The organism is Rhodospirillum sp. A1_3_36, assembly GCF_047263945.1.
Taxonomy (GTDB): domain Bacteria; phylum Pseudomonadota; class Alphaproteobacteria; order Rhodospirillales; family Rhodospirillaceae; genus Rhodospirillum.
On record NZ_JBLAVB010000002.1, the window covers coordinates 658683 to 680927 of the forward strand.

Annotated in this window: 22 protein-coding genes and 1 riboswitch; of the genes, 18 read left to right on the top strand and 4 right to left on the bottom strand. The window is 60.8% G+C overall.

The window, feature by feature from the left end; translation table 11 throughout:
* Positions 1-7: 7 nt before the first annotated feature.
* The 8 genes from smc to ACLIRY_RS07560 all read left to right on the top strand — a co-directional run bounded on the left by smc (position 8) and on the right by ACLIRY_RS07560 (position 8298).
* Positions 8-3496, top strand: coding sequence for a chromosome segregation protein SMC (gene smc, locus ACLIRY_RS07525; protein WP_413204742.1), 3489 nt, complete (start codon positions 8-10; stop codon positions 3494-3496).
* Positions 3497-3759: 263 nt separating this feature from the next.
* Positions 3760-4143 carry an AtpZ/AtpI family protein gene (locus ACLIRY_RS07530; RefSeq protein ID WP_413204743.1) on the top strand — a complete coding sequence of 128 codons (384 nt, stop codon included), beginning with the start codon at positions 3760-3762 and terminating at the stop codon, positions 4141-4143.
* A gap of 37 nt (positions 4144-4180) precedes the next feature.
* A complete protein-coding gene (locus ACLIRY_RS07535) occupies positions 4181-4903 on the top strand; it encodes a F0F1 ATP synthase subunit A (protein WP_413204789.1) in 723 nt (240 codons plus the stop codon).
* Between the two features lie 68 nt (positions 4904-4971).
* The gene (locus ACLIRY_RS07540) at positions 4972-5196 is read left to right on the top strand and encodes a F0F1 ATP synthase subunit C (protein ID WP_413204744.1); all 225 of its coding nucleotides are present in this window, start codon (positions 4972-4974) and stop codon (positions 5194-5196) included.
* 205 nt (positions 5197-5401) lie between these two features.
* Positions 5402-5887, top strand: coding sequence for a F0F1 ATP synthase subunit B' (locus tag ACLIRY_RS07545; RefSeq protein WP_413204745.1), 486 nt, complete (start codon positions 5402-5404; stop codon positions 5885-5887).
* Between the two features lie 5 nt (positions 5888-5892).
* Complete coding sequence (locus tag ACLIRY_RS07550) at positions 5893-6429, top strand: F0F1 ATP synthase subunit B (protein ID WP_413204746.1); 537 nt, start codon at positions 5893-5895, stop codon at positions 6427-6429.
* 1038 nt (positions 6430-7467) lie between these two features.
* The gene (locus ACLIRY_RS07555; RefSeq protein WP_413204747.1) at positions 7468-7881 is read left to right on the top strand and encodes a helix-turn-helix domain-containing protein; all 414 of its coding nucleotides are present in this window, start codon (positions 7468-7470) and stop codon (positions 7879-7881) included.
* Positions 7882-8064: 183 nt separating this feature from the next.
* Entirely contained in the window at positions 8065-8298 is a 234-nt protein-coding gene (locus tag ACLIRY_RS07560) for an FmdB family zinc ribbon protein (RefSeq protein ID WP_413204748.1), read from the top strand.
* 499 nt (positions 8299-8797) lie between these two features.
* Here the strand turns inward: ACLIRY_RS07560 and rnhA are convergent, their stop codons facing one another.
* Both rnhA and ACLIRY_RS07570 read right to left on the bottom strand, forming a co-directional pair.
* Entirely contained in the window at positions 8798-9256 is a 459-nt protein-coding gene (rnhA, locus tag ACLIRY_RS07565) for a ribonuclease HI (RefSeq protein ID WP_413204749.1), read from the bottom strand.
* Complete coding sequence (locus tag ACLIRY_RS07570; protein ID WP_413204750.1) at positions 9253-10218, bottom strand: homoserine kinase; 966 nt, start codon at positions 10216-10218, stop codon at positions 9253-9255. Before ACLIRY_RS07570 ends, rnhA begins: the two co-directional genes overlap by 4 nt.
* Before the next feature lie 202 nt (positions 10219-10420).
* On the opposite strand from ACLIRY_RS07570, the gene ACLIRY_RS07575 reads away from it, so the two are divergent.
* The 7 genes from ACLIRY_RS07575 to ACLIRY_RS07605 all read left to right on the top strand — a co-directional run bounded on the left by ACLIRY_RS07575 (position 10421) and on the right by ACLIRY_RS07605 (position 18259).
* Complete coding sequence (locus ACLIRY_RS07575) at positions 10421-10981, top strand: hypothetical protein (protein ID WP_413204751.1); 561 nt, start codon at positions 10421-10423, stop codon at positions 10979-10981.
* Between the two features lie 211 nt (positions 10982-11192).
* A riboswitch (glycine riboswitch) is annotated at positions 11193-11307 on the top strand.
* 187 nt (positions 11308-11494) lie between these two features.
* Positions 11495-12613 carry a glycine cleavage system aminomethyltransferase GcvT gene (gene gcvT / locus ACLIRY_RS07580; protein ID WP_413204752.1) on the top strand — a complete coding sequence of 373 codons (1119 nt, stop codon included), beginning with the start codon at positions 11495-11497 and terminating at the stop codon, positions 12611-12613.
* An 83-nt stretch (positions 12614-12696) separates the two neighbouring features.
* The gene (gene gcvH / locus ACLIRY_RS07585) at positions 12697-13074 is read left to right on the top strand and encodes a glycine cleavage system protein GcvH (protein ID WP_413204753.1); all 378 of its coding nucleotides are present in this window, start codon (positions 12697-12699) and stop codon (positions 13072-13074) included.
* Between the two features lie 218 nt (positions 13075-13292).
* Entirely contained in the window at positions 13293-14642 is a 1350-nt protein-coding gene (gene gcvPA, locus ACLIRY_RS07590; protein ID WP_413204754.1) for an aminomethyl-transferring glycine dehydrogenase subunit GcvPA, read from the top strand.
* Positions 14639-16156, top strand: coding sequence for an aminomethyl-transferring glycine dehydrogenase subunit GcvPB (gene gcvPB / locus ACLIRY_RS07595; protein ID WP_413204755.1), 1518 nt, complete (start codon positions 14639-14641; stop codon positions 16154-16156). The genes gcvPA and gcvPB overlap by 4 nt, the downstream gene beginning before the upstream one ends.
* Positions 16157-16524: 368 nt before the next feature.
* The gene (locus ACLIRY_RS07600; RefSeq protein WP_413204756.1) at positions 16525-17070 is read left to right on the top strand and encodes a Tar ligand binding domain-containing protein; all 546 of its coding nucleotides are present in this window, start codon (positions 16525-16527) and stop codon (positions 17068-17070) included.
* Complete coding sequence (locus ACLIRY_RS07605; protein WP_413204790.1) at positions 17009-18259, top strand: methyl-accepting chemotaxis protein; 1251 nt, start codon at positions 17009-17011, stop codon at positions 18257-18259. Before ACLIRY_RS07600 ends, ACLIRY_RS07605 begins: the two co-directional genes overlap by 62 nt.
* 83 nt (positions 18260-18342) lie before the next feature.
* On the opposite strand, the gene ACLIRY_RS07610 is transcribed toward ACLIRY_RS07605, so the two are convergent.
* Positions 18343-19026, bottom strand: coding sequence for a DUF938 domain-containing protein (locus tag ACLIRY_RS07610; protein WP_413204757.1), 684 nt, complete (start codon positions 19024-19026; stop codon positions 18343-18345).
* 101 nt (positions 19027-19127) lie between these two features.
* Here ACLIRY_RS07610 and ACLIRY_RS07615 point away from each other — a divergent pair, with 101 nt between their 5' ends.
* The 3 genes from ACLIRY_RS07615 to ACLIRY_RS07625 all read left to right on the top strand — a co-directional run bounded on the left by ACLIRY_RS07615 (position 19128) and on the right by ACLIRY_RS07625 (position 21499).
* Positions 19128-19583, top strand: a complete 456-nt coding sequence (locus ACLIRY_RS07615; RefSeq protein WP_413204758.1) for a TerB family tellurite resistance protein — start codon at positions 19128-19130, stop codon at positions 19581-19583.
* Between the two features lie 139 nt (positions 19584-19722).
* Positions 19723-20061, top strand: a complete 339-nt coding sequence (gene fdxA, locus ACLIRY_RS07620; RefSeq protein WP_413204759.1) for a ferredoxin FdxA — start codon at positions 19723-19725, stop codon at positions 20059-20061.
* A gap of 940 nt (positions 20062-21001) precedes the next feature.
* Entirely contained in the window at positions 21002-21499 is a 498-nt protein-coding gene (locus ACLIRY_RS07625; protein WP_413204760.1) for a CarD family transcriptional regulator, read from the top strand.
* A 169-nt stretch (positions 21500-21668) separates the two neighbouring features.
* Here ACLIRY_RS07625 and ACLIRY_RS07630 read toward each other — a convergent pair whose 3' ends face one another.
* Positions 21669-22082 carry a DUF4112 domain-containing protein gene (locus ACLIRY_RS07630; protein WP_413204761.1) on the bottom strand — a complete coding sequence of 138 codons (414 nt, stop codon included), beginning with the start codon at positions 22080-22082 and terminating at the stop codon, positions 21669-21671.
* Positions 22083-22245 lie beyond the last annotated feature (163 nt).

A 22245-nucleotide genomic window follows, 5' to 3' on the forward strand; every position in this document is an offset into this window, starting at 1 on the left:
CGCCCCTTTGATCCAGTTCACACGCCTTCGGGTTGTCGGCTTCAAATCGTTTGTCGAGTCGTCCGAACTGCTGATCGAACCGGGGCTGACCGGCGTGGTCGGGCCAAATGGCTGCGGCAAATCCAATGTCGTGGAAGCCCTGCGTTGGGTGATGGGTGAAACCTCCGCCAAGCAATTGCGTGGCGGAGAAATGGACGATGTCATTTTTGGTGGTACGTCCAACCGCCCGGCCCGCAACGTCGCCGAGGTGACCGTGTCCCTGGATAACCGGTCACGCACGGCCCCGGCCATGTTCAACAACTCCGAGGAATTGGAGGTGACCCGCCGGATTACCCGGGGCGGGGGCTCGGTCTATCGGGTCAATGGCAAGGACGTGCGGGCCCGGGATGTCCAATTGCTCTTTGCCGATGCCGCAACGGGTGCGCGCTCCACGGCGATGGTCAGTCAGGGACGGGTGGGGGCGCTGATCAACGCCAAACCCAGCCAGCGGCGTGCCCTGTTGGAAGAAGCCGCAGGGATTGGCGGTTTGTACAGCCGTCGTCACGAGGCGGAACTGCGTCTGCGTGCCGCCGAGGGAAACCTCTCCCGCCTGGAAGATGTGCTGGTTGCCCTGGATGGCCAACTGGGCGGACTGAAACGCCAGTCCAAACAAGCGAGCCGCTACCGGGAGTTATCCAATCGCGTCCGACTGACCGAAGCCCAACTGTTGCGCCAAAGGTGGCTGACTGCCATCCGCGCCCTGGAGGAGGCCCGCCGGGCCTTCGAGGAGGCAGAGCGGCTGGTGGGCGACCGGGCGGCTCTCAGTGCCCAAATCACTCGGGAGCAAGCCGAGGCTGCGGCGGCCGTGGCCCCCATGCGCGACGCCGAGGCGGAGGCCGCAGCCCGGGTGCAGCGTCTGGCCGTTGCCCGGGAGCAATTGGAGGCGGAGGACCGCCAACTCGCTCAGACACGGGAGGAAAATCGCACCCGGTTGGCCCAGGCCAAGGCGGACATGGACCGGGTGCGCGAACAGGCCAAGGACGCCGTTGACGCCATTGCGCGCTTGGACGCGGAGCGGGAAAGTCTGGAAGCCGACCAGGATGGGGAGGAGGCCGCCAAGGAAGACGCCCAGGAAGCGCTCTATCTGGCCACCGAGGCCACCAATACCCTAGAAAGCGAGTTGACCAAGGCGACGGAGGTTCTGGCCGCTCTCCAAGCCTCCCGCGCCGCCCAGGAGCGGGCCGTGCGCGAGGCCGAAGAGCGGGCGCGCCGCCTTGAGCAACGGTTGCTCGATCTGGAGCGCCAAAGGGAGGCCGCCCAGGGAACCGCCGTCGCGCCGGAGGACCTGGAGCTGGCCGAGGCGGCGGAAATGGAAGCCGAAGCGGCGCTGGCCGATAGTCGTGCCGATCTGGAGGCCGGAGAATTGGCCCGGGCCGAAAGTCAGGCTGCGCGGGACCTCGCCGAGGAGGCGCGCCGCGCTGCGGAGGGGGAGGCGACCCGGCTTTCCGCCGAGGCCCGGGGTCTGGAAGCCACCCTGACCCGCGCCGCGCCCAAGGGGGACTGGCCGCCGGTCCTCGATGCCTTGACCGTCCGGGAAGGGGGGGAGAAGGCCCTGGCCGGAGCCCTTGGAGATGATCTGCTGGCCTCCCTGGATAGTGGCGCTCCCAGTCGTTGGAAGGCGTTGCCACCGTTACCGGTCACGCCCCAACTGCCAGAGGGTGCCCAACCCCTCTCTGATCTGGTCGAGGCTCCCCCCGCCCTGGCGCGTCGCCTGTCCCAAGTGGGGCTGGTTGGCGATGGTGCGCTTGCGGACAGTTTGATGGAAAAGCTGGCGCCGGGACAACGGTTGGTGGATTCGGAAGGGGCGCTATGGCGCTGGGATGGCTTGTATCGTCGCGCCGGGGCGCAGGATACGGCAGGTGCCGCCGCAGTCCGCCTGGAAACGCGGAATCGGCTGGAGTCCCTGCGCGAGGAGATCGCCGAGGCGGAGGAACGCAGTCTGGTCGCCCAGGAGGCGGCAGAGGCCGCCCGTGCTGCCGGACTTCAGGCCGCAGAAGGGGAGCGCCGGGCTCGGGAGGCCGCCCGAATTGCGGAGCGGTCCCTCTCTCAGGCCCGGGACCACCGTGCACGGTTGGAGCGGGAGGCTGCGGCTGCCGAATCCCGGCTGGTGTCCCTGGAACAATCCCTGGAACAGGCCCGGGTCGATTGGGACGAGGTTGGTGAACGCTTGGCCGAATCTCGCCTTGCCTTGGAGGAAATGGGTGATGGCCTGGACCTGCGGGAGCAAGTGGCCCAGCTCAAGGGAGATCTGGCGGACCGGCGGGGCGTTCTGGTGGAGGCCCGCTCCGCTTATGATCGGATCGCCCGGGAGGCGGAGGACCGTCTCCGCCGCCTGTCCACCATTGGCGAGGAGGTGGCCTCTTGGGGCATCCGCCGGGACCGGGCGGCGGACCAGGAAGCCGAATTGGCCGAGCGGGCGGAAGCGGCCCTGGATGAACTGGAGGCGATCGAAGGGCGGCCGGAGGAAATCGCCGAAAAGCGCGCTTTTCTGGTGGACGAGATCGCCCTGGCCGAGGAAGGACGTCGGACCGCTGCGGATGCCCTTGTCCAGGCCGAGCGCCGTCTGAGTGAAGCGGACCGTACCCTGAGAGAGGCGGAAAAGGCCGAGGCCCAGACCCGCGAATCCCGGGTGCGGATGGAAGGTGCTGTCGAGCAATGTCGGACGACTTGCCGGACGGTCGCGGAATCGATCGCCGAGAAACTCGACTGCACGCCCGAAAAGCTTCCCGAAGTCGCCGGGCTTGAGGACGACTCCACCCTTCCTCCCATCGACGAAGCCGAAGCCCGCTTGACCCGATTGGTCCGGGAGCGAGACGCCATGGGGCCGGTCAATCTGCGCGCCGAACAGGAGACCCGGGAGTTGGAGGAACAGATTTCGGGTCTCTGCCTGGAGCGCGATGATTTGACCGCCGCCATTGCGCGTCTGCGCCAGGGCATCAACGAATTGAACCGAGAGGGACGGGCGCGCTTGCTGGAGTCCTTCAAAAAGGTCGATCAGCATTTTCAGGTGTTGTTCTCCCGCCTGTTTGGTGGCGGCAAGGCCCATTTGACCTTGATCGAATCTGACGATCCCTTGGAAGCGGGTCTGGAGATCATGGCCAGTCCGCCAGGGAAGCGCCTGCAGAGCCTTGGTTTGCTGTCCGGTGGAGAGCAGGCCCTGACAGCGACGGCCCTGTTGTTCGCGGTCTTTCTGACCAATCCGGCGCCAATTTGCGTTTTGGATGAGGTGGACGCGCCCCTGGATGATGCCAACGTGGACCGATTCTGCGGCATGCTGCGGGACCTGACCGATATCAGCAAGACCCGATTCCTGGTCGTCACCCATCACCGCATGACCATGGCGCGCATGGATCGTCTGTTCGGCGTGACCATGGCCGAGCGCGGCGTTTCGACCCTCGTCTCCGTTGATCTGCGTCAGGCCGAGGAACTGCGCGATGGTGATGGGGCGACCGTGTAACAGGTTGTCGTGCCGTCCCTTTTCCGCCATGGTGTGGATCAAGGCCGTGAATGCCCGGTGCTAACCACCTGAAATTCGAGATTTTTGCGCGGTGGATGCGGTCGGTGGCCTGGGGTTTTCCTCCTTGACACCCTCTCCCCCTCTCCGTATTTTGCCCGCGCTTTTCGGACTGTTCGCTGCGGGGGGAGAGGGACCCGCGCCCTGCGAAGGTTCCCAGGGGCGGACCGGGGGGTCCAACCCATTGGTATAGGGGGAATTAACGCATGGCCGACAGGGGACCCACAGGGGACATCCCACCCTCCTTGGATGACATTTCGAAGCGCCTTGGGAAACTAAGGCCCGCTTCAGGACGTGGTGCATATGAAGATGCCGGATCCACAGGTCCCCAGAGGGCGTCGGGATTGGGTATTGGCATGCGAATCAGCATAGAGCTGGTCACCACAGTGGCGGTTGGCACTGCGCTGGGGTATGGACTCGATACTTGGCTTGGGACCATGCCGATATTTCTGATCGTGTTCCTTTTGTTCGGGGGCGCGGCCGGGGTGATGAACGCTTATCGTGTCGTCAAGGGCCTGGATGAGTCCGTTGGCTTGGGTGGCGCGGTAGCGCGCAAGGAAAACGCGGAAGGGAATAAAGATCGTGGCTGAACAACTGGTCCCCGCAGTGGAAGAAAGCGTATTCGACCTGCATCCGCCGATGCATCAGTTCGAGGTGCGGTCCATCGTTCCCATTGAAATTGGGGGCGTGGACGTCTCCTTCACCAACTCGGCGCTGCTGATGTGCATCGCCGTTGGTTTGGCTGGCCTCTTTTTCTGGTTCGCTACGGCGCACCGGTCCGTGGTGCCAGGGCGATTGCAGAGCGTCGCCGAGCTGATGTATGAGTTCATCGCGAACATGATTCGCGACAATGTGGGGACTGCGGGGATGAAGTACTTCCCCTATATTTTCACTCTGTTTGTCTTCGTGTTTGTAGGCAACATGCTGGGCATGCTGCCGTATTCCTTCACCTTTACCAGCCATATTGCGGTGACGGCGGCGTTGGCTGTCGTGATTTTTATCACGGTCACCATCATCGGCTTCATGCGCCATGGCACGCACTATTTCGGGATGTTCTTTCCCCACGGAGCGCCTATCTTGACGGCGCCCCTGCTCATCCCCATTGAGTTGATCTCCTACCTCTCCCGTCCCTTCAGCCTGTCTGTGCGTTTGTTTGCGAACATGACCGTTGGCCATATCATGCTGAAGGTTCTGGCGGGGTTTGTGGTTCTTATGGGCGTCGTCGGTGTCTTGCCGTTTGCGGTCGTCCTGGGGATCACCGTTCTGGAGTTCTTCATCGCCGCCCTGCAGGCCTATGTCTTCACGATCTTGACCTGCATCTATCTGAACGACGCCATCAACATGCACTGATGAGTGGTGGGGCGTTCACGTACAATCCCGTCTAACTAAACTATCGGTTTTTCTGAAAGGGTAATCTTATGGACGCTGAAGCTGCAAAGATGATCGGCGCTGGCTTGGCCGCGATCGGCATGATCGGTTCCGGTATCGGTGTGGGTAACATCTGGGCCAATCTGATCGCCACCGTTGGCCGCAACCCGGCCGCCAAGTCCAGCGTCGAGCTGTACGGCTGGATCGGCTTCGCGGTGACCGAGGCTATCGCCCTGTTCGCCCTGGTTGTCGCGCTGATCCTGCTGTTCGTCTAAACCGACGCGGTAACCACAGCCGCCCGTGGACGGGACAAGAATCGGATCAGCGGGACCCCTGATGATCCGATTCCTCGTGCCCTGTCCATGCCAATCGGGCGGTTCGCGTTTCCTTCTTTAGCGCGACGTCTCGGAGCTTTCGGCCGCTCATCCGGTGGTCCGTTGCGACGCGCGTTTCGCATGGCCCGACGCGGGAGTCCAATCCATGCCTCAATTTGATCCGTCGTCCTTTCCGTCGCAGTTCTTCTGGCTCGCGATCACCATCGTGGCCCTTTACTTCGTGATGACCCGCATGGCGATTCCCCGCTTGGCCAGCGTGCTGGAACAGCGGGAAAAGATGATCGACGACGACCTGGAACAGGCCGAGAAGCTTAAGGCTGAAACCGAAGCGGCGATCGCCGCTTACGAAGCCGCCCTGGCCGAAGCTCGGACCAAGGCCCATGATGAAATCAAGGCCGTAACCGAAGCCGCCGCTAAGGAAGCGGAGGCGAAAAACGCCGAGGTTTCCGAGCGGGTTGCTAAGCAAATCAAGGACGGCGAGGACCGTATCGCCAAGTCCCGTGACGAGGCTTTGTCCCATGTGCGCGAGATCGCAGCCACTGCGGCGACTGATATGGTCGCGAAGCTGGCTGGTCTGTCACTGGATGACGCCAAGGTTGGCGACGCCGTCGCCTCCGCGATGAAGGATTAAGGCCGATGATCTCGACAGCTTTAGCCGCCACCTCCGAACATGCCACAGACCATGGGGCGTTCTATGGGGATCCCGCCTTTTGGGTCGGTCTCGCCTTTGTGATCGTGGTCGCCTTTGTCTGGGTGAAGGCCAAGGGAACGATCATTGGCAAGCTTGATGACCGTGCAGCGGGCATCAAGTCCAATATCGACGAAGCCCGCAAGCTGCGCGAGGATGCCCAGGCCTTGCTGGCCGATTACCAGCGGCGCCAGCGCGATGCCATGAAGGAAGCGGATGACATCGTCCGACATGCCAAGGAAGAGGCAGCACGTCTGCGCGCCAAGGCCGAAGCGGACCTGGAAGCGGCGATTAAACGGCGTGAACAACAGGCTTTGGAGCGCATCGCACAGGCTGAGCTGCAAGCTTTGGCAGAGGTTCGTACGACGGCGGTTGATGTGGCGATCCAGACGGCTACAAAGCTGATGAAAGACAATATGGCTGCCGCCGAGCAAAACACGTTGATCGACTCCGCGATCGAAGAATTACCCTCTAAGCTTCACTAGAGGCGGTCGCCAATTCCATTTGAATGAAGTCCGCTCCACGGGCGTTTGTCCGTTGGCATAGATATGGTTTGCCTTGATCCAGTGAATGCTGGTTCCTCGAAGGCCCCCGTTCCCAAGAACGGGGGCCTTTTTCATGCGGCTGAGATTTTTCGACGGGACTTGTAAGGTTTTTTAACTTTGTCATTTCCGCACAGGCGGGAATGACGAAGCAAAACACCGTATTATTTAACTACGGAGCGGCACAAAGAGACGTGCATGCCTTAGCGCGACCGGAGGACTCTGTCGCATATGTTCGTCCATGGGCGTTCATCCCCGCAGGGCGAAATGGCACCCGCTGTCGTTGGGGTGTGGTGCAGGGGCGTCGATGGACGGCCTCTCCCGCTCCCTGTCGCTGCCCCAAGTTCCTCTTGTGACGCCCCGTCAGGGAACGCGACGGCATCTCGTCATTTTTGGGCGATAGCCCAAACCCATTTGGGGGCTAATGCCCCCAAACCCCCCTTTTCTTTTACGAATAAGAGCCCGGGGTCTGGGGTCCTTCGGCCCCAGCCTCGCCAAAGAGGGGGAACGGGGCAAAGCCCCGTGAGGGGGCCTCCTTTCGTCTAACGTCACACCCTTTTTTCAACGTTCAAAAGCCAGCGGGCTTTTGCACGCCGTCAGGTGGTGCGGGGGCTACTTGGTCGGTTTCATTGGTATAGGCATCCCAACCTGGACGCACGTCCGGAAACATCGTCGGAAAACCGGTCCTGGTGCAAGGATCTGTCTCTGCGGATTCCTCAGCTCGAATACGACTTTTCCTTGATCTCATCGTCACCTACTCGCCTTAGCGTTATTCTGAGACGAGAGTTCCAATAGGTAGAGTATGCTCTCATAGGTAAAAATTTGGAAAAAACAATCGACATGCTCGACGCTTGCCCGTTTTTTGAGTATCTAAAGGGGGAGCGTTTATGTTGGGTTGTGTTTAGGGCATGAGTCTCGCAAATGTATCGGGTTCCGTTGCCCGAAGAATGGACGGCGGTACAATCGGGGGTAGGAATTTGCATGAGCATCCATGAGGTCGATACCCACGTTGGGAGAAAGATCCGGCAACGGCGCATTGCGCTGGGCATGGACCAAGACACCCTTGCAGGGTTGGTTGGCGTTTCTTTTCAACAGATTCAGAAGTACGAGCGAGGGACAAACAGGGTTAGCGCGAGTCGTCTTTATGATATCGCAACTGCTCTTGGTGTGTCGGTCGACTTTTTCTTTCGGGAAATGGAGAACCGGGATCCAGACAAGGATAAAGCATTGGCCGAAGGGCTGCGCGAGGTGACGCAGGACGAAACCGGTGTGGATGATCCGATGAAGCGGGAGCAAAGCATTGATTTGGCAAAGGCCTTTTGGGCTCTGCCGGAGGATGAAATGAGGTCCGCCGTGATCGCCCTTTTCAAGTCCATGCACCGGGGTGATCTGTGAGTCCAGTTTCCCTGGAGTCAATCGCCGGTTGATGGATTTTGCTTCTATCAGTGTTGAAGCCTCTTTCCCGCATGTGCTAACAGTAAGGGGGCTTTAACCGCATGGATTGTCTGGGTAGGGGTCCGGATGCCAGGAAACGAGCGGTCTAAGGCTTGTAATGTCCGCGCATGATGGGGGAACGCCATGCCGCTCTACAGCTACCACTGTACGTCCTGCTCCAATGAATTCGAACAGCTCGTGGGGCTTGGCGATACCCCCACATGCCCCAAGTGCCAGTCCAAGGATCTTGAGCGGATGCTTGGTACGATCGCTCCCGCAGGCAAGATGAAGGGGTTGATTAATAAGGGGCGGGCACAGGCCGCTAAGGAAGGCCACTTCAGCAACTATTCCAAATCCGAGACGCGGGGTAAGTTCTAGAGCTGGATGTGGTCACAGTGAAGGGGAAGCCCGCTCTCTGCTTTTGTTTTATTTAGGAGAGGCGGTTCTATCTGGCAGGAGAGGCCGGAGTTCCCTTGCTGTGGCGATGGCCAGATCCAACGCCTGACGCGCAGGTTCTGACTTCAACCCCGATATGAACTGGGCGCTGCGAAAGCGTCCTTATACGAGGCGGTGCGGGTTGATACCCTCGCCGCTTTTCTTGCGGTGGAGTCGACGGAGCCGCTACGCCCCAAACGCCACGCGGGCTCTATCGCGCCAAAAGGCGCGATGGCCATTTGGCCTCTTTCAAGGGGGGCAGTGCCCCCAAACCCTATTTTCTTTTATAAATAGGAGCTTGGGGTCTGGGGCCTTTCGGCCCCAGTGGGGGACGGGGCAAAGTCCCGTGACGGAAAAACACCCCCTGTCGTGTACCGTGAGAATGGTGTGACCAAAGCGGCTTGAGGAGGGTAAGGGTGAAGACCTTGATGGGGCGAGGCCTCTAAAAGGACGACGCCTCGCCCGCTTTGGCTTCCGCAGTGCCCCGGCGGGCCAGTTCGTCGGCCCGCTCATTTTCCGGGTGTCCGGCGTGCCCCTTGACCCATTGCCAGGACACCTGATGGCGTTTCAGGGCCTCGTCCAGACGCTTCCACAGGTCGTCGTTTTTTACGGGCTTCTTGGCCGCCGTCTTCCAGCCGTTGCGCTTCCAGTTGTGGATCCACTTGGTGATGCCGTCGGCCACATAGCGGCTGTCGGTATGGATGGTCACGGACACGGGACGGTTGAGGGTTTCCAATCCGCGAATGACGGCCATCATCTCCATGCGGTTGTTGGTGGTTTCCTTTTCCCCTCCCCACATTTCCTTTTCCGTCTCGCCATAGCGCAGGATCAGGCCCCAGCCGCCGGGTCCCGGATTGCCCGAACAGGCGCCGTCGGTGAAGAGATTGACAGGTGTACTCATCGATTCAGTCCATAGGCAGCGGGGGTTGTCACGCTTTTGTGGAAGGATAGTTTCCGCAAATATTCCAAGGGATCCTTGGGTCGGACCAGGGCGCCCTTGGGTGTGTTCAGCCAGTCGTACAGGCGGGTCAACAGAAACCGCATGGCCGCGCCCCGGGCCAGAAGGGGGAGGGCGGCGAATTCCGCGTCGGTCAGCGGGCGGGTTCGCTGGTAGAGTGTCAGCATTTGTTGGGCCTTCGTGACATTGAACTCCCGCTCGCCTTCGAAGCACCACGCATTGAGGCAAATGGCCAAGTCGTAGACCAGAAAGTCATTGCAGGCGAAATAGAAGTCGATCAACCCGGACAATCTATCTTTCAGGAAGAAGACATTGTCGGGGAACAAATCGGCGTGGATGACCCCCTTGGGTAAACCCTTGGGCCAATTGGCCTCCAGAAAGTCCAGTTCCCTTTCGATTTCGGCCCGCAGACCCGGGCGGATTTCGTCGGCCCGGTCTGCGGCCGCTTCGAACAGGGGGCGCCAATCCATGACGCCAAGGGCGTTTTCGCGGGACAGGTCGTAGTCGGCGCCAGCCTTGTGCAACAGGGCCATGGCCTCGCCCAATTGGCCACAATGGGATACGGTCGGGCGCTTGGGCCAGCGTCCGTCCAGGAAGGTGACAATGGCTGCGGGCCGGTCACATAGGGTCTGGAGGAAGCCCCCATCGCGGGCGGCCACCGGCTGAGGGCAGGGGATGCCCCGCTCGGTCAAATGTTCCAGCAGGTTCAGGAAAAAGGGCAGATCCGCCGGGTTCACTCGTTTTTCATAAAGAGTGAGAATGAAGGTATCCCGGTCTGTGACCAGCAGGAAGTTGGAGTTCTCCACCCCCTCGGCGATGCCCTTGCAGGCCTTCGGAAAGCCGATGTCATAAAGCCGGAGAAAGGCTTCCAGCTCTTCATTGGGAACGTCGGTGTAAACGGCCATGGGAAGGGATGTCCGGAGGGAAGGTCGGGAAAGGGTTCATGGCACCAGTCTCTAGCAGGTTCAGGGTAGGGAAGGGAAGCCGAAGCGGGGTGGAAATGGTGCCGACGCGTTGCCCCCGTTCCTTTGATGGGGTATCACACCAGCACGGCGCGTGCGTTGCGCGTGGGCCGTCTCCCTCTGTCCCCGATCCTGGCAGGTTTCCATGACCCTCCGCGCCTTTACCCGCCGCCTCAGTCCGGCACTTGCCGCCGCCGTGGTTTTGACCCTCTCTGGCTGTGGGGCCTTCGAAGCGGACGACAAGCGGAAATGCCCCGAGATTCGCATTGACGCAACCACCGCTGATATGACCCGGTTCCGCCCTGGGCCTGGGCGCGATGTCACCGATATCACCCTAACCGGTGAGCTGGCGGGTTTCCAGGGCACCTGCCAATATGACGACAGTGGCGTGAGCGTGGACATGTATCTGTCCTTCTCCATGGCCCTGGGACCAGCCGCGGTCGATCGTGCGGCGGAGTTCCAGTATTTTGTGGCGATTCCCCAATTCTTCCCGGATCCTGCCGCCAAGCAGGTTTACACTGCCCAGGCTGAATTCCCCCCTAATGTCAGCCGCGTGCGCTACCGTGACGAGGAAGTGAGCATTCGCCTCCCCCTGGAAAAAGACCAGAGCGCCGCAGGGACCGAGATCTATGTGGGCTTCCAGCTCAGCCCCGAAGAATTGCGCTACAACCAGACCAAGGGCAGGGTGAATTCCATGGGCCAATAAGGGACATCTCCGGGCCGTCGGGTGAAGCCCCCTTTGGCGGGAGATTAGAGCGCCTTCGGGGCCAAGCCGTCAGCGTTATCACCCGGAATTTGAAGGTTACATAGGAAGTCACGCTCAAGATGCGGTGAATGCTGCCTAAGAAATTGACCTATCCAGCCCGGGTTGCCTCCTTCGAAGCAACCGGCTAAGCTAGGTCATCGACGACATCCCGATCACCACCGCGGGAGAGTCCAGTGGCCTGGGTCATCCGTAGGGATCCGGGCGCAGTGGCGCCGAAGGAGCAACCGCCCCCGGAAACTCTCAGGCACCCGGACCGCGATGGCAATGGGAACTCTGGAAAGCAGGTGTGTTGCAGGCTGCCTCTGCGGCCAAGGCGACATCCTCACCGAAGATGGAAGCCGGACCCGGTCCGGTGACTCTTTCAGGTTTCGAGACAGAGGGGGGCGTTCGTTACCCGGATCCCAATCCATGGGACGAGGGCGTTCGCCAACCGTTCAGTTTCGGAGCGTCCCTGTGACAGCACCCACTCCCGCAGCCCCTCTCGTTACGCCCCTGCACGCCCTCCATGTGGAGCTTGGCGCGCGCATGGTGCCCTTCGCGGGCTATGACATGCCCGTGCAGTACCCCTTGGGCGTGCTCAAGGAACATCTGCATACCCGCGAGAAGGCCGGTTTGTTCGACGTCTCCCACATGGGGCAGGCGCGGCTGGTCGGCCCTGACCGAATCGCCGCGCTGGAAGCCCTGTGCCCCGGCGAACTGGTCAAGCTAAAGGAGGGTCGCCAGCGTTACACCGTGCTGACCAATGACGCGGGTGGGATCCTGGACGACCTGATGATCACCAATCGGGGTGACGACCTGTTCCTGGTGGTCAATGCCGCCTGCAAGGACGCCGATCTGGCCCATATCGACGCCCATTTGGCGGGCTTCGACGCCAGCTTGGAACGGCTCGAGGACCGCGCCCTGGTCGCCCTGCAGGGACCAGCGGCTGTCGGGGTCCTTTCCGGACTCGACGCCCGGGCCGCCGACATGGTCTTCATGTCCGGTATGTGGCTTTCCTTGGATGGGGTCGACTGCTTTGTCACCCGCTCCGGTTACACTGGGGAGGATGGTTACGAGATCAGTGTTCCCGCAGACAAGGCCGACGCCCTGGCGCGCCGTCTGCTGGCTGACGAGGCCGTGGAGGCCATTGGCTTGGGTGCCCGGGACAGCCTGCGCCTGGAAGCGGGACTTTGCCTTTATGGCAGCGATATCGACACCAGCACCACTCCGGTCGAGGCCGGGTTGACTTGGATCATCGGCAAGCGCCGCCGCGAGGAAGGCGGTTTCCCAGGCGCGGCCGTCATCCAGAAGCAACTGGCCGAGGGCGCTCCGCGCCTGCGTGTTGGCCTGAAACCCGAAGGCCGCGCCCCCGTGCGCGCCCATGCCGAAATCCAGGACCTGGACGGCAATGCGGTGGGTGAGGTGACCTCAGGCGGCTTCGGTCCCAGTCTGGAAGGCCCCATGGCCATGGGCTATGTCCCGTCCGCCCTGGCTGCTGAGGGCACCAAGGTCACGGTGATGGTCCGGGGCAAGGCCCTGGCTGCGACCATTGTGCCCATGCCCTTCCAGCCCCACCGCTACCACCGCGGTTAGTTCGCTGGATTGCGCCGGATCGGGCGTTTGTTCCTATTCGATTCCAAAATCCCCATTACACAACCCCTGTTGGGAGAGGTTTTATGAGCACGATCTATTTCACTGAGGATCACGAATGGATCGCCGTCGAGGATGGCGTGGGCACCGTGGGGATCACCAGTTTCGCCCAGAGTCAGCTTGGAGACGTGGTGTTCGTCGAGGTGCCTGAGGTGGGCGTCAGCTTGGAGAAGGGCGGTGAAGCCGCCGTGGTCGAATCCGTCAAGGCCGCCAGCGAGGTCTACTCCCCGGTGACCGGGGACGTGGTCGAGTCCAACGAAGCCCTTCCCGATTCCCCCGGCACCGTCAACGAAGACCCCGAGGGTGAGGGCTGGTTCTTCAAGGTCAAACTGACCGACCTCAGCGAGCTCGATGGCTTGATGGATCAGGCGGCCTATGATGCCTTCGTGGCTGACCACAGCTAGAGTGGAATGAGGAAAAGTGGGCACCGGTTTTCCGTCCTCATTCTGCTCTCACCATAGGATTTAGATCACGTTTGTGAAGTCAGGTCGAACAGACCTGATTCCATCGTGATCTAAGGTCCGGTTGCCCATTTCGGTTCCGATCGGGAGGATCCTTGGATCCCCCGATCGTGTTCACACCAGTCGCACCTTCGACAGCACCTTACGAGCCAGGAACCCCCATGCGTTATCTGCCCCATTCCGAGGCCGACCGCGCCGCGATGCTGAAGACTATTGGCGTTGCCGCAGTCGATGACCTCTATTGCGACGTTCCCCGCGCCGCCTATAACACCGAGGCTTTCGGCGATCTACCCAACCAACTGGGCGAGATGGAGGTGGAGCAACGCCTGAACGCCATGGCCGCCCGCAACATCACGGCGGGATCCGTGCCGAGCTTCCTGGGCGCTGGTGCCTATCGTCACCATGTCCCTGCAGCCGTAGATTACCTGATCCAGCGGGGGGAGTTCCTCACCTCCTACACCCCCTATCAGCCGGAAATCAGCCAGGGAACCCTGCAATACCTGTTCGAGTTCCAGACTCAGGTGGCATTGCTGACCGGCATGGAGGTGGCCAATGCCTCCATGTACGACGGTGCCACGTCCTGCGCCGAGGCCGCCTGCATGGCGACCCGGGTCACCCGCCGCAAGTCGGTGATCCTGAGCGGGGGGCTGCACCCCCATTATAAGGCGGTGACGGAAACCCTGATGCGGACTCTGGGTCTGGAGTACGAGACCCTCGGCCCCGATCCCCTGGGCGTCGAAGATCTGTCCGGTCGCATCGACAAGACCACCGCTTGTGTCATCGTTCAGAACCCCGATTTCTTTGGCCGTCCCCGGGATCTGACTGCCCTGGCGGCGACCTGCCACGAGGCGGGGGCTCTGTTGGTGGTGGCCGTGGCCGAGCCGGTGTCCCTGGGCCTGATGGCCTCTCCGGGCGAGATGGGCGCCGATATCGTCGTTGCCGAGGGGCATGCGCTCGGCTCCGGGACCAGTTTCGGCGGTCCAGGCGTGGGCCTGTTCGCCACCCGCGACAAATATCTGCGGCAGATGCCCGGTCGGCTCTGCGGCGAGACCGTGGATGAGGACGGCAAGCGCGGCTATGTGCTGACTCTGTCGACGCGGGAGCAGCATATCCGCCGGGAAAAGGCCACGTCGAACATCTGCACCAATTCCGGGCTGATCGCGCTGGCCTTCACCATCCATATGACCATGCTGGGGGAGGAAGGGTTTACCCGTCTGGCCCGGGTCAACCATGCCAATGCGGTGCTGCTGGCCGACAAGCTGGCCGCCGTTCCGGGCGTCACGGTGGTCAACCGGACCTTTTTCAACGAGTTTTCCCTGAAGCTTTCCAAGCCCGCCGCCGAGGTGGTGGAAGCCCTGGCTGCCAAGGGGGTCCTGGGTGGGGTGCCCGTTTCGCGCTTCCTGCCGACCTATGAAGAATTGGCGGACCTGCTGCTGGTCACCGCCACGGAAACCAATACGGAGGCCCAGATGGAGGCTTTCGCTGCGGCCCTGAAAGAGGTGTTGTCATGACCGAGACCTTCTCCGGCAACAAGGGCCTGCGCCTTGAAGAGCCCCTGATTTTCGAAATGGACACCCCGGGATCCACGGGTGTGGACGTCGCAGATCCGGCAACCGACGAGCTCCGACTGGGCGGCCTGGAACGGAAAACGGCCATTGGCTTGCCGGGTCTGTCCGAGCCCCAGGTGATCCGCCATTACACGCGGCTGTCCCAGAAAAATTATAGCATCGACGCCGGGTTCTACCCCCTGGGCTCCTGTACCATGAAGTATAACCCGCGCCTGAACGAGCGCATGGCCCGCTTGCCCGGCTTCTCCGACATCCATCCGTTCCAGCCGGTCTCCACCGTGCAGGGCGCGCTGGAGCTGATCGACACTCTGGCGGATTGGCTGAAAAAGCTGACGGGCATGCCTGCGGTCGCCATGTCCCCCGCTGCGGGCGCCCAAGGCGAGCTCTGCGGTATGCTGGCTATCCGCGCGGCCTTGGAGGCCCGGGGTGACAAGCGTCCGGTGGTCCTGGTGCCCGAAAGCGCCCATGGCACCAACCCGGCGACGGCTGCGGCTTGCGGCTACAAGGTGGAAGCCATTCCCGGCGATGCCCGGGGCCGGGTGGACACCAAGGCTTTCAAGGAGCGGTTGGGTCCGGACGTGGCTGCGGTCATGCTGACCAACCCGAACACCTGTGGGCTGTTCGAGACCGACATCATCGAGTTGTCCAAGGCCATCCACGAGGCCGGTGCTTTCTTCTACATGGACGGGGCGAACTACAACGCCATCGTCGGTCGGGTGCGCATCGCCGACCTGGGCGCCGACGCCATGCATATTAACCTGCACAAGACGTTCTCCACTCCCCATGGTGGCGGCGGTCCCGGTGCCGGTCCCACGGTCCTGTCCGACGCCTTGGCCCCCTTTGCGCCCCTGCCTTATGTGGTCCATGACGATCAGGGGTACCGACTGGTGGAAACGGACCTGGACGCCCAGGCGGAGGGCACCCAGCCCTTCGGCAGGTTGAAGGGCTTCCATGGGCAATTTGGCGTCTTCGTCCGCGCGCTCTCCTACATTATGAGCATGGGCGCCGACGGTTTGCGGCAGGCCAGTGGCGACGCGGTGCTCAACGCCAACTACCTGTTGGAAACTCTGAAGGACACCCTGACCCCGTCCTTCGAAGGGCCTTGCATGCATGAGGCTCTGTTCGACGACCGGTTCCTCAAGGACACCGGGGTCAGCACCTTGGACTTCGCCAAAGCGATGATCGACGAGGGGTATCACCCCATGACCATGTACTTCCCCCTGGTGGTCCATGGTGCCCTGTTGATGGAACCGACGGAGACGGAGAGCAAGGAAACCCTGGACGTTTATGTGGCAACCCTGAAGGACCTCGCCCGCCGGGCCAGGGAGAATGGGGCCGAGGCCTTCAAGGCGGCTCCCCAGCTCACTCCGCGCCGTCGTCTGGATGAGACCCAGGCCGCGCGCAAGCCGGTGCTGCGCTGGAGGCCAGAGGAGCCGGTTCCGGAGGCTGCGGAGTAGGCGCTCGGCCCTAATCCTCTGGCGCCGCGTTTATGGGGCCGGACCCATCGAAAAACTCCCAGTGGCAGGCATCCCACTGGGAGTTTTATTTTGCAGGTGATGGCGTCGTAAGTCGCGATTGAGGTTTGCATATTGAGAAGGATTGACGAAGGGGCCGGGTTGGGCGCTCTGGGATACAACGAACCAAGGCTCATCGCTTTTCCAGGATAAGTTGTTTTATGCCAGTGTGTTAGCCCTCCCTATGGATAGGGTCTGCGGCCTGGTCCACGCACTGCATTGTCGTGGCGCGTTATTTGCTCTGTCGTAAACGCTTGGGTTGCCTTGGCGATCCGGTATTGGTCAAAGCGCCATGGACAGGAGAATGCGCAATGTTTGGACAGGTGAAGATTTCCACGCGGATTTATGGAATTGCCGGCGTCCTGTTGATGGTTGGTGCAGCTATTGGTGGAGTCGGATATGTCAAAATGAACTCCATAGGTGTCGAAGTGGCTGAAATCGCCGAGCAGGATATTCCCCTGGATGCGGTGGTGACCAAGATTACGACCGCCCAATTGCGACAGGCGATTTTGCTGGAAAAAGGCTTGGCCCATTTGATGGCGCAGGACATTGAGACCTTGGGATCCCGGTTCCAGGACCTCGGGCGGACCGTGGACGAGGAGATCGTTCAGGCAGAACAGCTATTGTCCGAGGCCATTGATCGCAGCCGGTCCGAGGAGGGTCGAGCAAAGTTCCAAGGCTTGCTCGACGTATTGACCTCCATACAGGGTGCTCACCACGACTATGAAACCTATGGAGAGACCGCTTTCGCGGCCCTGGCCCGTGGTGACAAGCAAGGAGGAGGCCAAACGGGTGATGGTCGCTGCGGAGGAAGAGCAAGGGGCTCTCATCAAAAAGCTGGTCACCACCCAGAGTGATCTGGCAGCCTTCATCAAGGCAGCCGCCTTCAGGGCCGAGCGGATTGAGGTGCAGGGAGCCTTCCTTCTGATTTTCGTGACCTTGATGGGGTCGCTCATTGGTGCCGTTGCTGCCTGGACGGTGGCGCGCTCCATCATCAAACCCATCACGCTTCTGACTGGAGACATGGGGGATTTGGCCAAGGACAAGACCGAAAAAGAGATTCCCTTCACCACGCAAGGGGATGAAATCGGGGCCATGGCCCGCGCCCTGGAGGTGTTCCGCCAGAACGCCATCGAGGTAAAAGCCCTGCGCAGTGCCCAGGACGAAGCGGAGCGCCAGGGGAAAGCCCAGCGTACGGCCTTGATGCAGCGGGTCGCTGGGGATATCGAAGCGGAAATCGGGCTGGTGGCCCATCGGATGAACGGTCTGTCTGAGGCTGTGAAGTCCTCCGCAGAGGGTTTGAATAGGGAAGCCCAAAAGGCGTCGGAACAATCGATGAGCGTGTCCTCTGCCTCGGAACAAACCTCGGCCAATGTTCAGACCGTTGCGACTGCAGTTGAAGAACTGTCCGCTTCCGTCATGGAGATCTCCCGGCAAGTCTCCGTCTCTGCGTCAACGGCCGATCGGGCCATTGAGGAGCTCAAGGCCACCAACGCCAAGGCCGAAGGGTTGTCGGTCGCAGCGAACAGCGTGGGTGAAGTGGTTGCCTTGATTCAGAACATTGCCAAGCAAACCAATCTGCTTGCCTTGAACGCGACGATCGAGGCGGCACGCGCAGGAGAAGCCGGGAAAGGATTCGCCATTGTTGCCCATGAGGTGAAGAACCTGGCCAACCAAACCGAGAAGGCAACCGAATCCATTTCCGAGCAAATGCAGGAGATGCAAGGCGCGACCGGCGGTGTGGTCCAGGCCATTCAGTCGATTGGGAACGTGATTCGAGACTTGAACATGTCGAGCAATTCCATTGGCGCAGCGATTGAGCAACAGACCGTTGCGACCGGTGAAATCGCCCGCAATATTCAGGAGGCTGCGGCCTCAACACAATCGGTCAATACCGCAATTGCCATGGTGGCGCGGGTGGCCGAGGACACGGAGGAGATGGCATCGCGCCTGTTTGCCGCGTCCACGAACATGGAACGGGACAGTGATGCTTTGAACGATCATGTCTTTGAGCTCGTGGGTCGGGTTCGATCCGCTGCGGCGTAAGGGACGGTGAGGTTGGAGGTCTTCGGTCGGGCCTAGAGTGCTCCGAGGTCTATACAATGAAAGTGAATCGGGGCCAGCTTGACTCAAGGTGATCCAGTTTCACTCTCGCTTTTCCGGAAGGTGACTGTCAGGTTGTTGGAGGGCATCTCGATGGTCTCTTCCAAGATCAAGTCATGGCGGGCTGCTTCCGCGGCCACGGCGTCCAGCGAGCGGATGCCCCAGGCGGGGTTTTGGGAGCGGAGGGTCTCATCGAAAGCCAGGTTGCTGGGGGCGGTGGGGTGGTCGGCCCTCAGGAAGGGGCCGTAGAGGGCGAGGAGGCCCCCGTGCGGGAGGGTCCTGCCCGCGCCTGTCATCAAGCCCTCGCAGGCGGCCCAGGGGGCGATGTGGATCATGTTCACGCAAAGGATGGCGTCCGCCCTGGGGAGGGGCCAACTGTCCGGGGCCGTGGCGTCCAAGGCCTGCGGGGGAGCCAGAGATGCGGCGTCTTCGGGGGGAAGCTCGGAGATCCAGGCTCGGGTGCTGTCCAGGGCGGCCTTATGGGCGTCGGTCGGGACCCAGCGACGGCCCGGAAGGCGAGGGGCCAGAAAGACGGCATGCTCGCCACTGCCACAGGCGATTTCCAGGATGTCGCCTTCGGGCAGGACACGGAGAAGGACCTCCAGCAGGGCTTCGCGGTTGCGGGCCGTCGCGGGGGCGTGGCGCTTGTTGTCCGTGCCGGGGGCCTTGTCGGGACTCCAGGTCTGGGGGGCCGGGGATGAATTGGACATGGTTTCTTCCTGATTGGGGCCTGCAGAAGAGCGCTTGGCCTTGATGGTTTCCCTTTTGGGATTTAGGTTTCCAAGGATCGTATAAACAGGGGACCAACGGAATGTTCGATAAATTGCGCGCCCTGCTGTCCGCAGGCAAGGACGAAGGGAGCGTGGGCCGAGTCGACGCCGTCAGTCGCGCCGCTGCCTTCCTGATGGTGGAGGCCGGCACCATTGACGGCCACTTCGATCCGGTGGAGCGGGATCGCATTCGTGCCCTGCTGACTCAACGCTTTTCCCTGAATTCGTCGGTCGTGGAAGAGCTGATCAAGGAAGGCGAAGCCATGCACGAGGATGCCGTGGGGTGGTATAAACAGTCCCGGACTCTCAAGGATGCCTTCGACTACGATGAGCGAGTTGATATGATCGAGATGCTTTGGGAAGTGGCCTACGCCGACGGCGTGCTTGACCATTTGGAAGCGAATATGATGCGTCGAGTGGCGGGGCTGCTCTATGTCGAGGACCATGACAGCAGCGCTGCGCGCAAACGGGCCATGGCTAATTTGGGCCTGGAATGATATGACCCCCACCCTGGCCCCTTGTCGCGCCCGGTGGGGAGCCCCCGGGACCGTGGTCGCCGCCGGTGTGAGTCCGAACAGGACCGCAACCTTGGCCATGTATTGAATGAACGTCGCATGAAAGACGGAGCCCTGCCTCATGCCCTACGTCGTTACTGAAAATTGCATCAAATGCAAATACCAGGATTGTGTTGAAGTTTGCCCCGTGGATTGCTTCTACGAGGGGGAAAACTTCCTGGTGATCCACCCCGATGAATGCATCGATTGCGGCGTTTGCGAGCCCGAATGCCCGGCCGAAGCGATCCTCCCCGACTCAGAGCCTCAGGCAGAGGCGTGGTTGGAGACCAACCGCAAATTTGCTGAGACTTGGCCGAACATTACGCGCAAGCGCGATGCTCTGCCCGACGCCGACGAGTGGAAGGACAAGCCGAACAAGGCGGCGATGTTGAGCGAAAATCCCGGTCAGGGGGACGCTTAGAGTATTCCGAGATCAAGTTGGGTCGCTTCGCGACCAAACTTGGCCTCGAAGATACTCTAAAACTTATAGAATGAGAGTGAAACGGGGCCAGCTTGACTCAAGCTGATCCCGTTTCACTCTAGAGCGGAATGAGGAAACGTGGGTAGCGGTTTTCCGTCCTCATTCCGCTCTAACCATAAGATTTGGATCACGGTTATGAAATCAGGTCGGATAGACCTGATTTCATAACCGTGATCCAAGAGCGACTCCAAGGAGTCCTGCCGATTCGCGGAAAACGTCGCGCCCCAAGGCTTGGGGCGCGACGTTTTATTTGGGCAATCTGACACAGTCTGGACTTTGACCTGTCATTTTTCTCCAACATGTGATAGGTATCACAGGTCCGTCGCAAAAAAATCCGCTGACGGATTTCTTTTGTGCCGCTTTGGTTCGATTCGTGTTCCGAGAGTGAGCGGACGGGGTTCGATCTGATTGCAAACGTGGTGCGTCCGTCGGAAAGGACAGTGGACCGTCCAAGGTCAGGGCGACTCCCCTGGCTTGGCAGGGACCGACGGTTTGAGTTTTGGAAGGGGACGTCCAGTCCATCACTGGAACCCGTGAATGGGTCTGATCGGTCACGACCGGCGGGTCTCGGGTTTACACTCTGATGAAGCGGTCGGGTCGCTCAGATGACCGCAGCGCTTCGCTCAGGGCATTGTAAGGGTGATGCATGGAAAAAAGAGTCCCCCCTTAATAAGGGCTTTGCCGTGCTTCAGGGCGCGGAGGGAAAGGACGGGACCCACTACGGGTGATCGGAACGCTGCCCCTCGGGGATCCAGATGGGATCCGCGTGGAACAGAGTGCCGTCGCCCCGGGTCCAGGGATCCAGGTCGATCACGGACCCAATGCCGCGACGGCGCGGACGATGGGGGGGTCGACCCTTGATGTGGAGAGATAAGACAATATGTCCAACCAGGTTCAGTACGCTCCCGAAGATTACGTTGTTTACCCGACCCATGGCGTTGGTCAGGTGGTGGCCATTGAGAAGCAGACCATTGGCGGTCATGATTTGGAGCTTCTGGTCATTTGCTTTGAGCGCGAACGCATGAAGCTGCGGATCCCCATGCCCAAGGTAAAGGGCTCGGGTCTGCGCCGCCTGTCTACCAAAAAAGTCATGGAAAGCGCCCTTGTGACCCTGCGGGGTAAAGCTCGCGTGAAGCGCACCATGTGGAGTCGCCGCGCCCAGGAATACGAAGCGAAGATCAACTCCGGGGATCCGGTGTCCATCGCTGAGGTGGTGCGCGACCTCTACCGGTCCGCGACCCAGCCCGAACAGTCGTACTCCGAACGGCAGATCTACGAATTGGCCCTGGAGCGACTCACCTGCGAATTGGCTGCGATCGAGGATATCGACGCCATGGCAGCCACTCAGAAGGTTGAGAAGCTGCTGAACGCTGCCTAAACCAGACGGGCGACGCAGTTTTTGGCGACAGTGGATCAAGGTGACCCCTCCAAACAAGCGGTCACCTTGAATCTATGAAAAATCGAACCTATAAAAAAAATCCCTGGCTCTGAGCCCGGGATTTTTTATTGTCGTGGATCTGAAAGAGCGGAGGTGATGGTGTCGGGCTTTATCCCAATGCGGCGCTTTTGCGAACAGTCAGACCACTTATGGCAATGCGTTCCCGGCGCATATCCTGGCCCAAGTGACGTTTCAAAAGGGTCACGTTCCGCCTGTTGGCCTTGTAGCTAAAGTCGAAGATGTCTCCCGCCAAGGGGATGCTTCCGATCAGGGTATCCAGGGCGATGGTCAGGCCCATGCGGCGCAATAGGGCCGACGGGGCTCCCAGGTCCTTGGCGCTTGCCAGAACATGTAAGGACACCGCAAGACCGATTAGGTCGCCTATGACGGGGATAAGGCCGACCAAGCCGTCCAAGCCGAAGTGGAAGGATGTTCCGGGGACTCGGAAGCGATCGTCCATCCATCGGGCCAGAGTGTCCAGGCGGTGCAGACGGGCGTCTGTGTCCAAGTCAATGATGCTCAAAGGGCGTCTCCCGGTGATTGTCCAGTCTAATCAACGGCTGTGACGCCAAAAGGTTCCCGACAGCCACGGGATACGAGACTGTTTCATGTTTTTTGGGCGATTGCCCAAGTCCCCATTTTTTCTAGAGTGCCTTCGAGGCCAAGTTTGGTCGCGAAGCGACCCA

What these genes read in the sequence shown, in the direction of transcription:
- fdxA (WP_413204759.1), top strand. Translation starts at nt 19,723, where the DNA reads ATGCCCTACGTCGTTACTGAAAATTGCATCAAATGCAAATACCAGGAT.
- ACLIRY_RS07555 (WP_413204747.1), top strand. Translation starts at nt 7,468, where the DNA reads ATGAGCATCCATGAGGTCGATACCCACGTTGGGAGAAAGATCCGGCAA.
- ACLIRY_RS07570 (WP_413204750.1), bottom strand. Translation starts at nt 10,218, where the DNA reads ATGGCCGTTTACACCGACGTTCCCAATGAAGAGCTGGAAGCCTTTCTC.
- gcvPA (WP_413204754.1), top strand. Translation starts at nt 13,293, where the DNA reads ATGCGTTATCTGCCCCATTCCGAGGCCGACCGCGCCGCGATGCTGAAG.
- ACLIRY_RS07550 (WP_413204746.1), top strand. Translation starts at nt 5,893, where the DNA reads ATGATCTCGACAGCTTTAGCCGCCACCTCCGAACATGCCACAGACCAT.
- gcvH (WP_413204753.1), top strand. Translation starts at nt 12,697, where the DNA reads ATGAGCACGATCTATTTCACTGAGGATCACGAATGGATCGCCGTCGAG.
- ACLIRY_RS07605 (WP_413204790.1), top strand. Translation starts at nt 17,009, where the DNA reads ATGGTCGCTGCGGAGGAAGAGCAAGGGGCTCTCATCAAAAAGCTGGTC.
- ACLIRY_RS07540 (WP_413204744.1), top strand. Translation starts at nt 4,972, where the DNA reads ATGGACGCTGAAGCTGCAAAGATGATCGGCGCTGGCTTGGCCGCGATC.
- ACLIRY_RS07600 (WP_413204756.1), top strand. Translation starts at nt 16,525, where the DNA reads ATGTTTGGACAGGTGAAGATTTCCACGCGGATTTATGGAATTGCCGGC.
- ACLIRY_RS07575 (WP_413204751.1), top strand. Translation starts at nt 10,421, where the DNA reads ATGACCCTCCGCGCCTTTACCCGCCGCCTCAGTCCGGCACTTGCCGCC.
- ACLIRY_RS07560 (WP_413204748.1), top strand. Translation starts at nt 8,065, where the DNA reads ATGCCGCTCTACAGCTACCACTGTACGTCCTGCTCCAATGAATTCGAA.
- ACLIRY_RS07625 (WP_413204760.1), top strand. Translation starts at nt 21,002, where the DNA reads ATGTCCAACCAGGTTCAGTACGCTCCCGAAGATTACGTTGTTTACCCG.
- rnhA (WP_413204749.1), bottom strand. Translation starts at nt 9,256, where the DNA reads ATGAGTACACCTGTCAATCTCTTCACCGACGGCGCCTGTTCGGGCAAT.
- ACLIRY_RS07610 (WP_413204757.1), bottom strand. Translation starts at nt 19,026, where the DNA reads ATGTCCAATTCATCCCCGGCCCCCCAGACCTGGAGTCCCGACAAGGCC.
- ACLIRY_RS07615 (WP_413204758.1), top strand. Translation starts at nt 19,128, where the DNA reads ATGTTCGATAAATTGCGCGCCCTGCTGTCCGCAGGCAAGGACGAAGGG.
- gcvPB (WP_413204755.1), top strand. Translation starts at nt 14,639, where the DNA reads ATGACCGAGACCTTCTCCGGCAACAAGGGCCTGCGCCTTGAAGAGCCC.
- ACLIRY_RS07545 (WP_413204745.1), top strand. Translation starts at nt 5,402, where the DNA reads ATGCCTCAATTTGATCCGTCGTCCTTTCCGTCGCAGTTCTTCTGGCTC.
- ACLIRY_RS07530 (WP_413204743.1), top strand. Translation starts at nt 3,760, where the DNA reads ATGGCCGACAGGGGACCCACAGGGGACATCCCACCCTCCTTGGATGAC.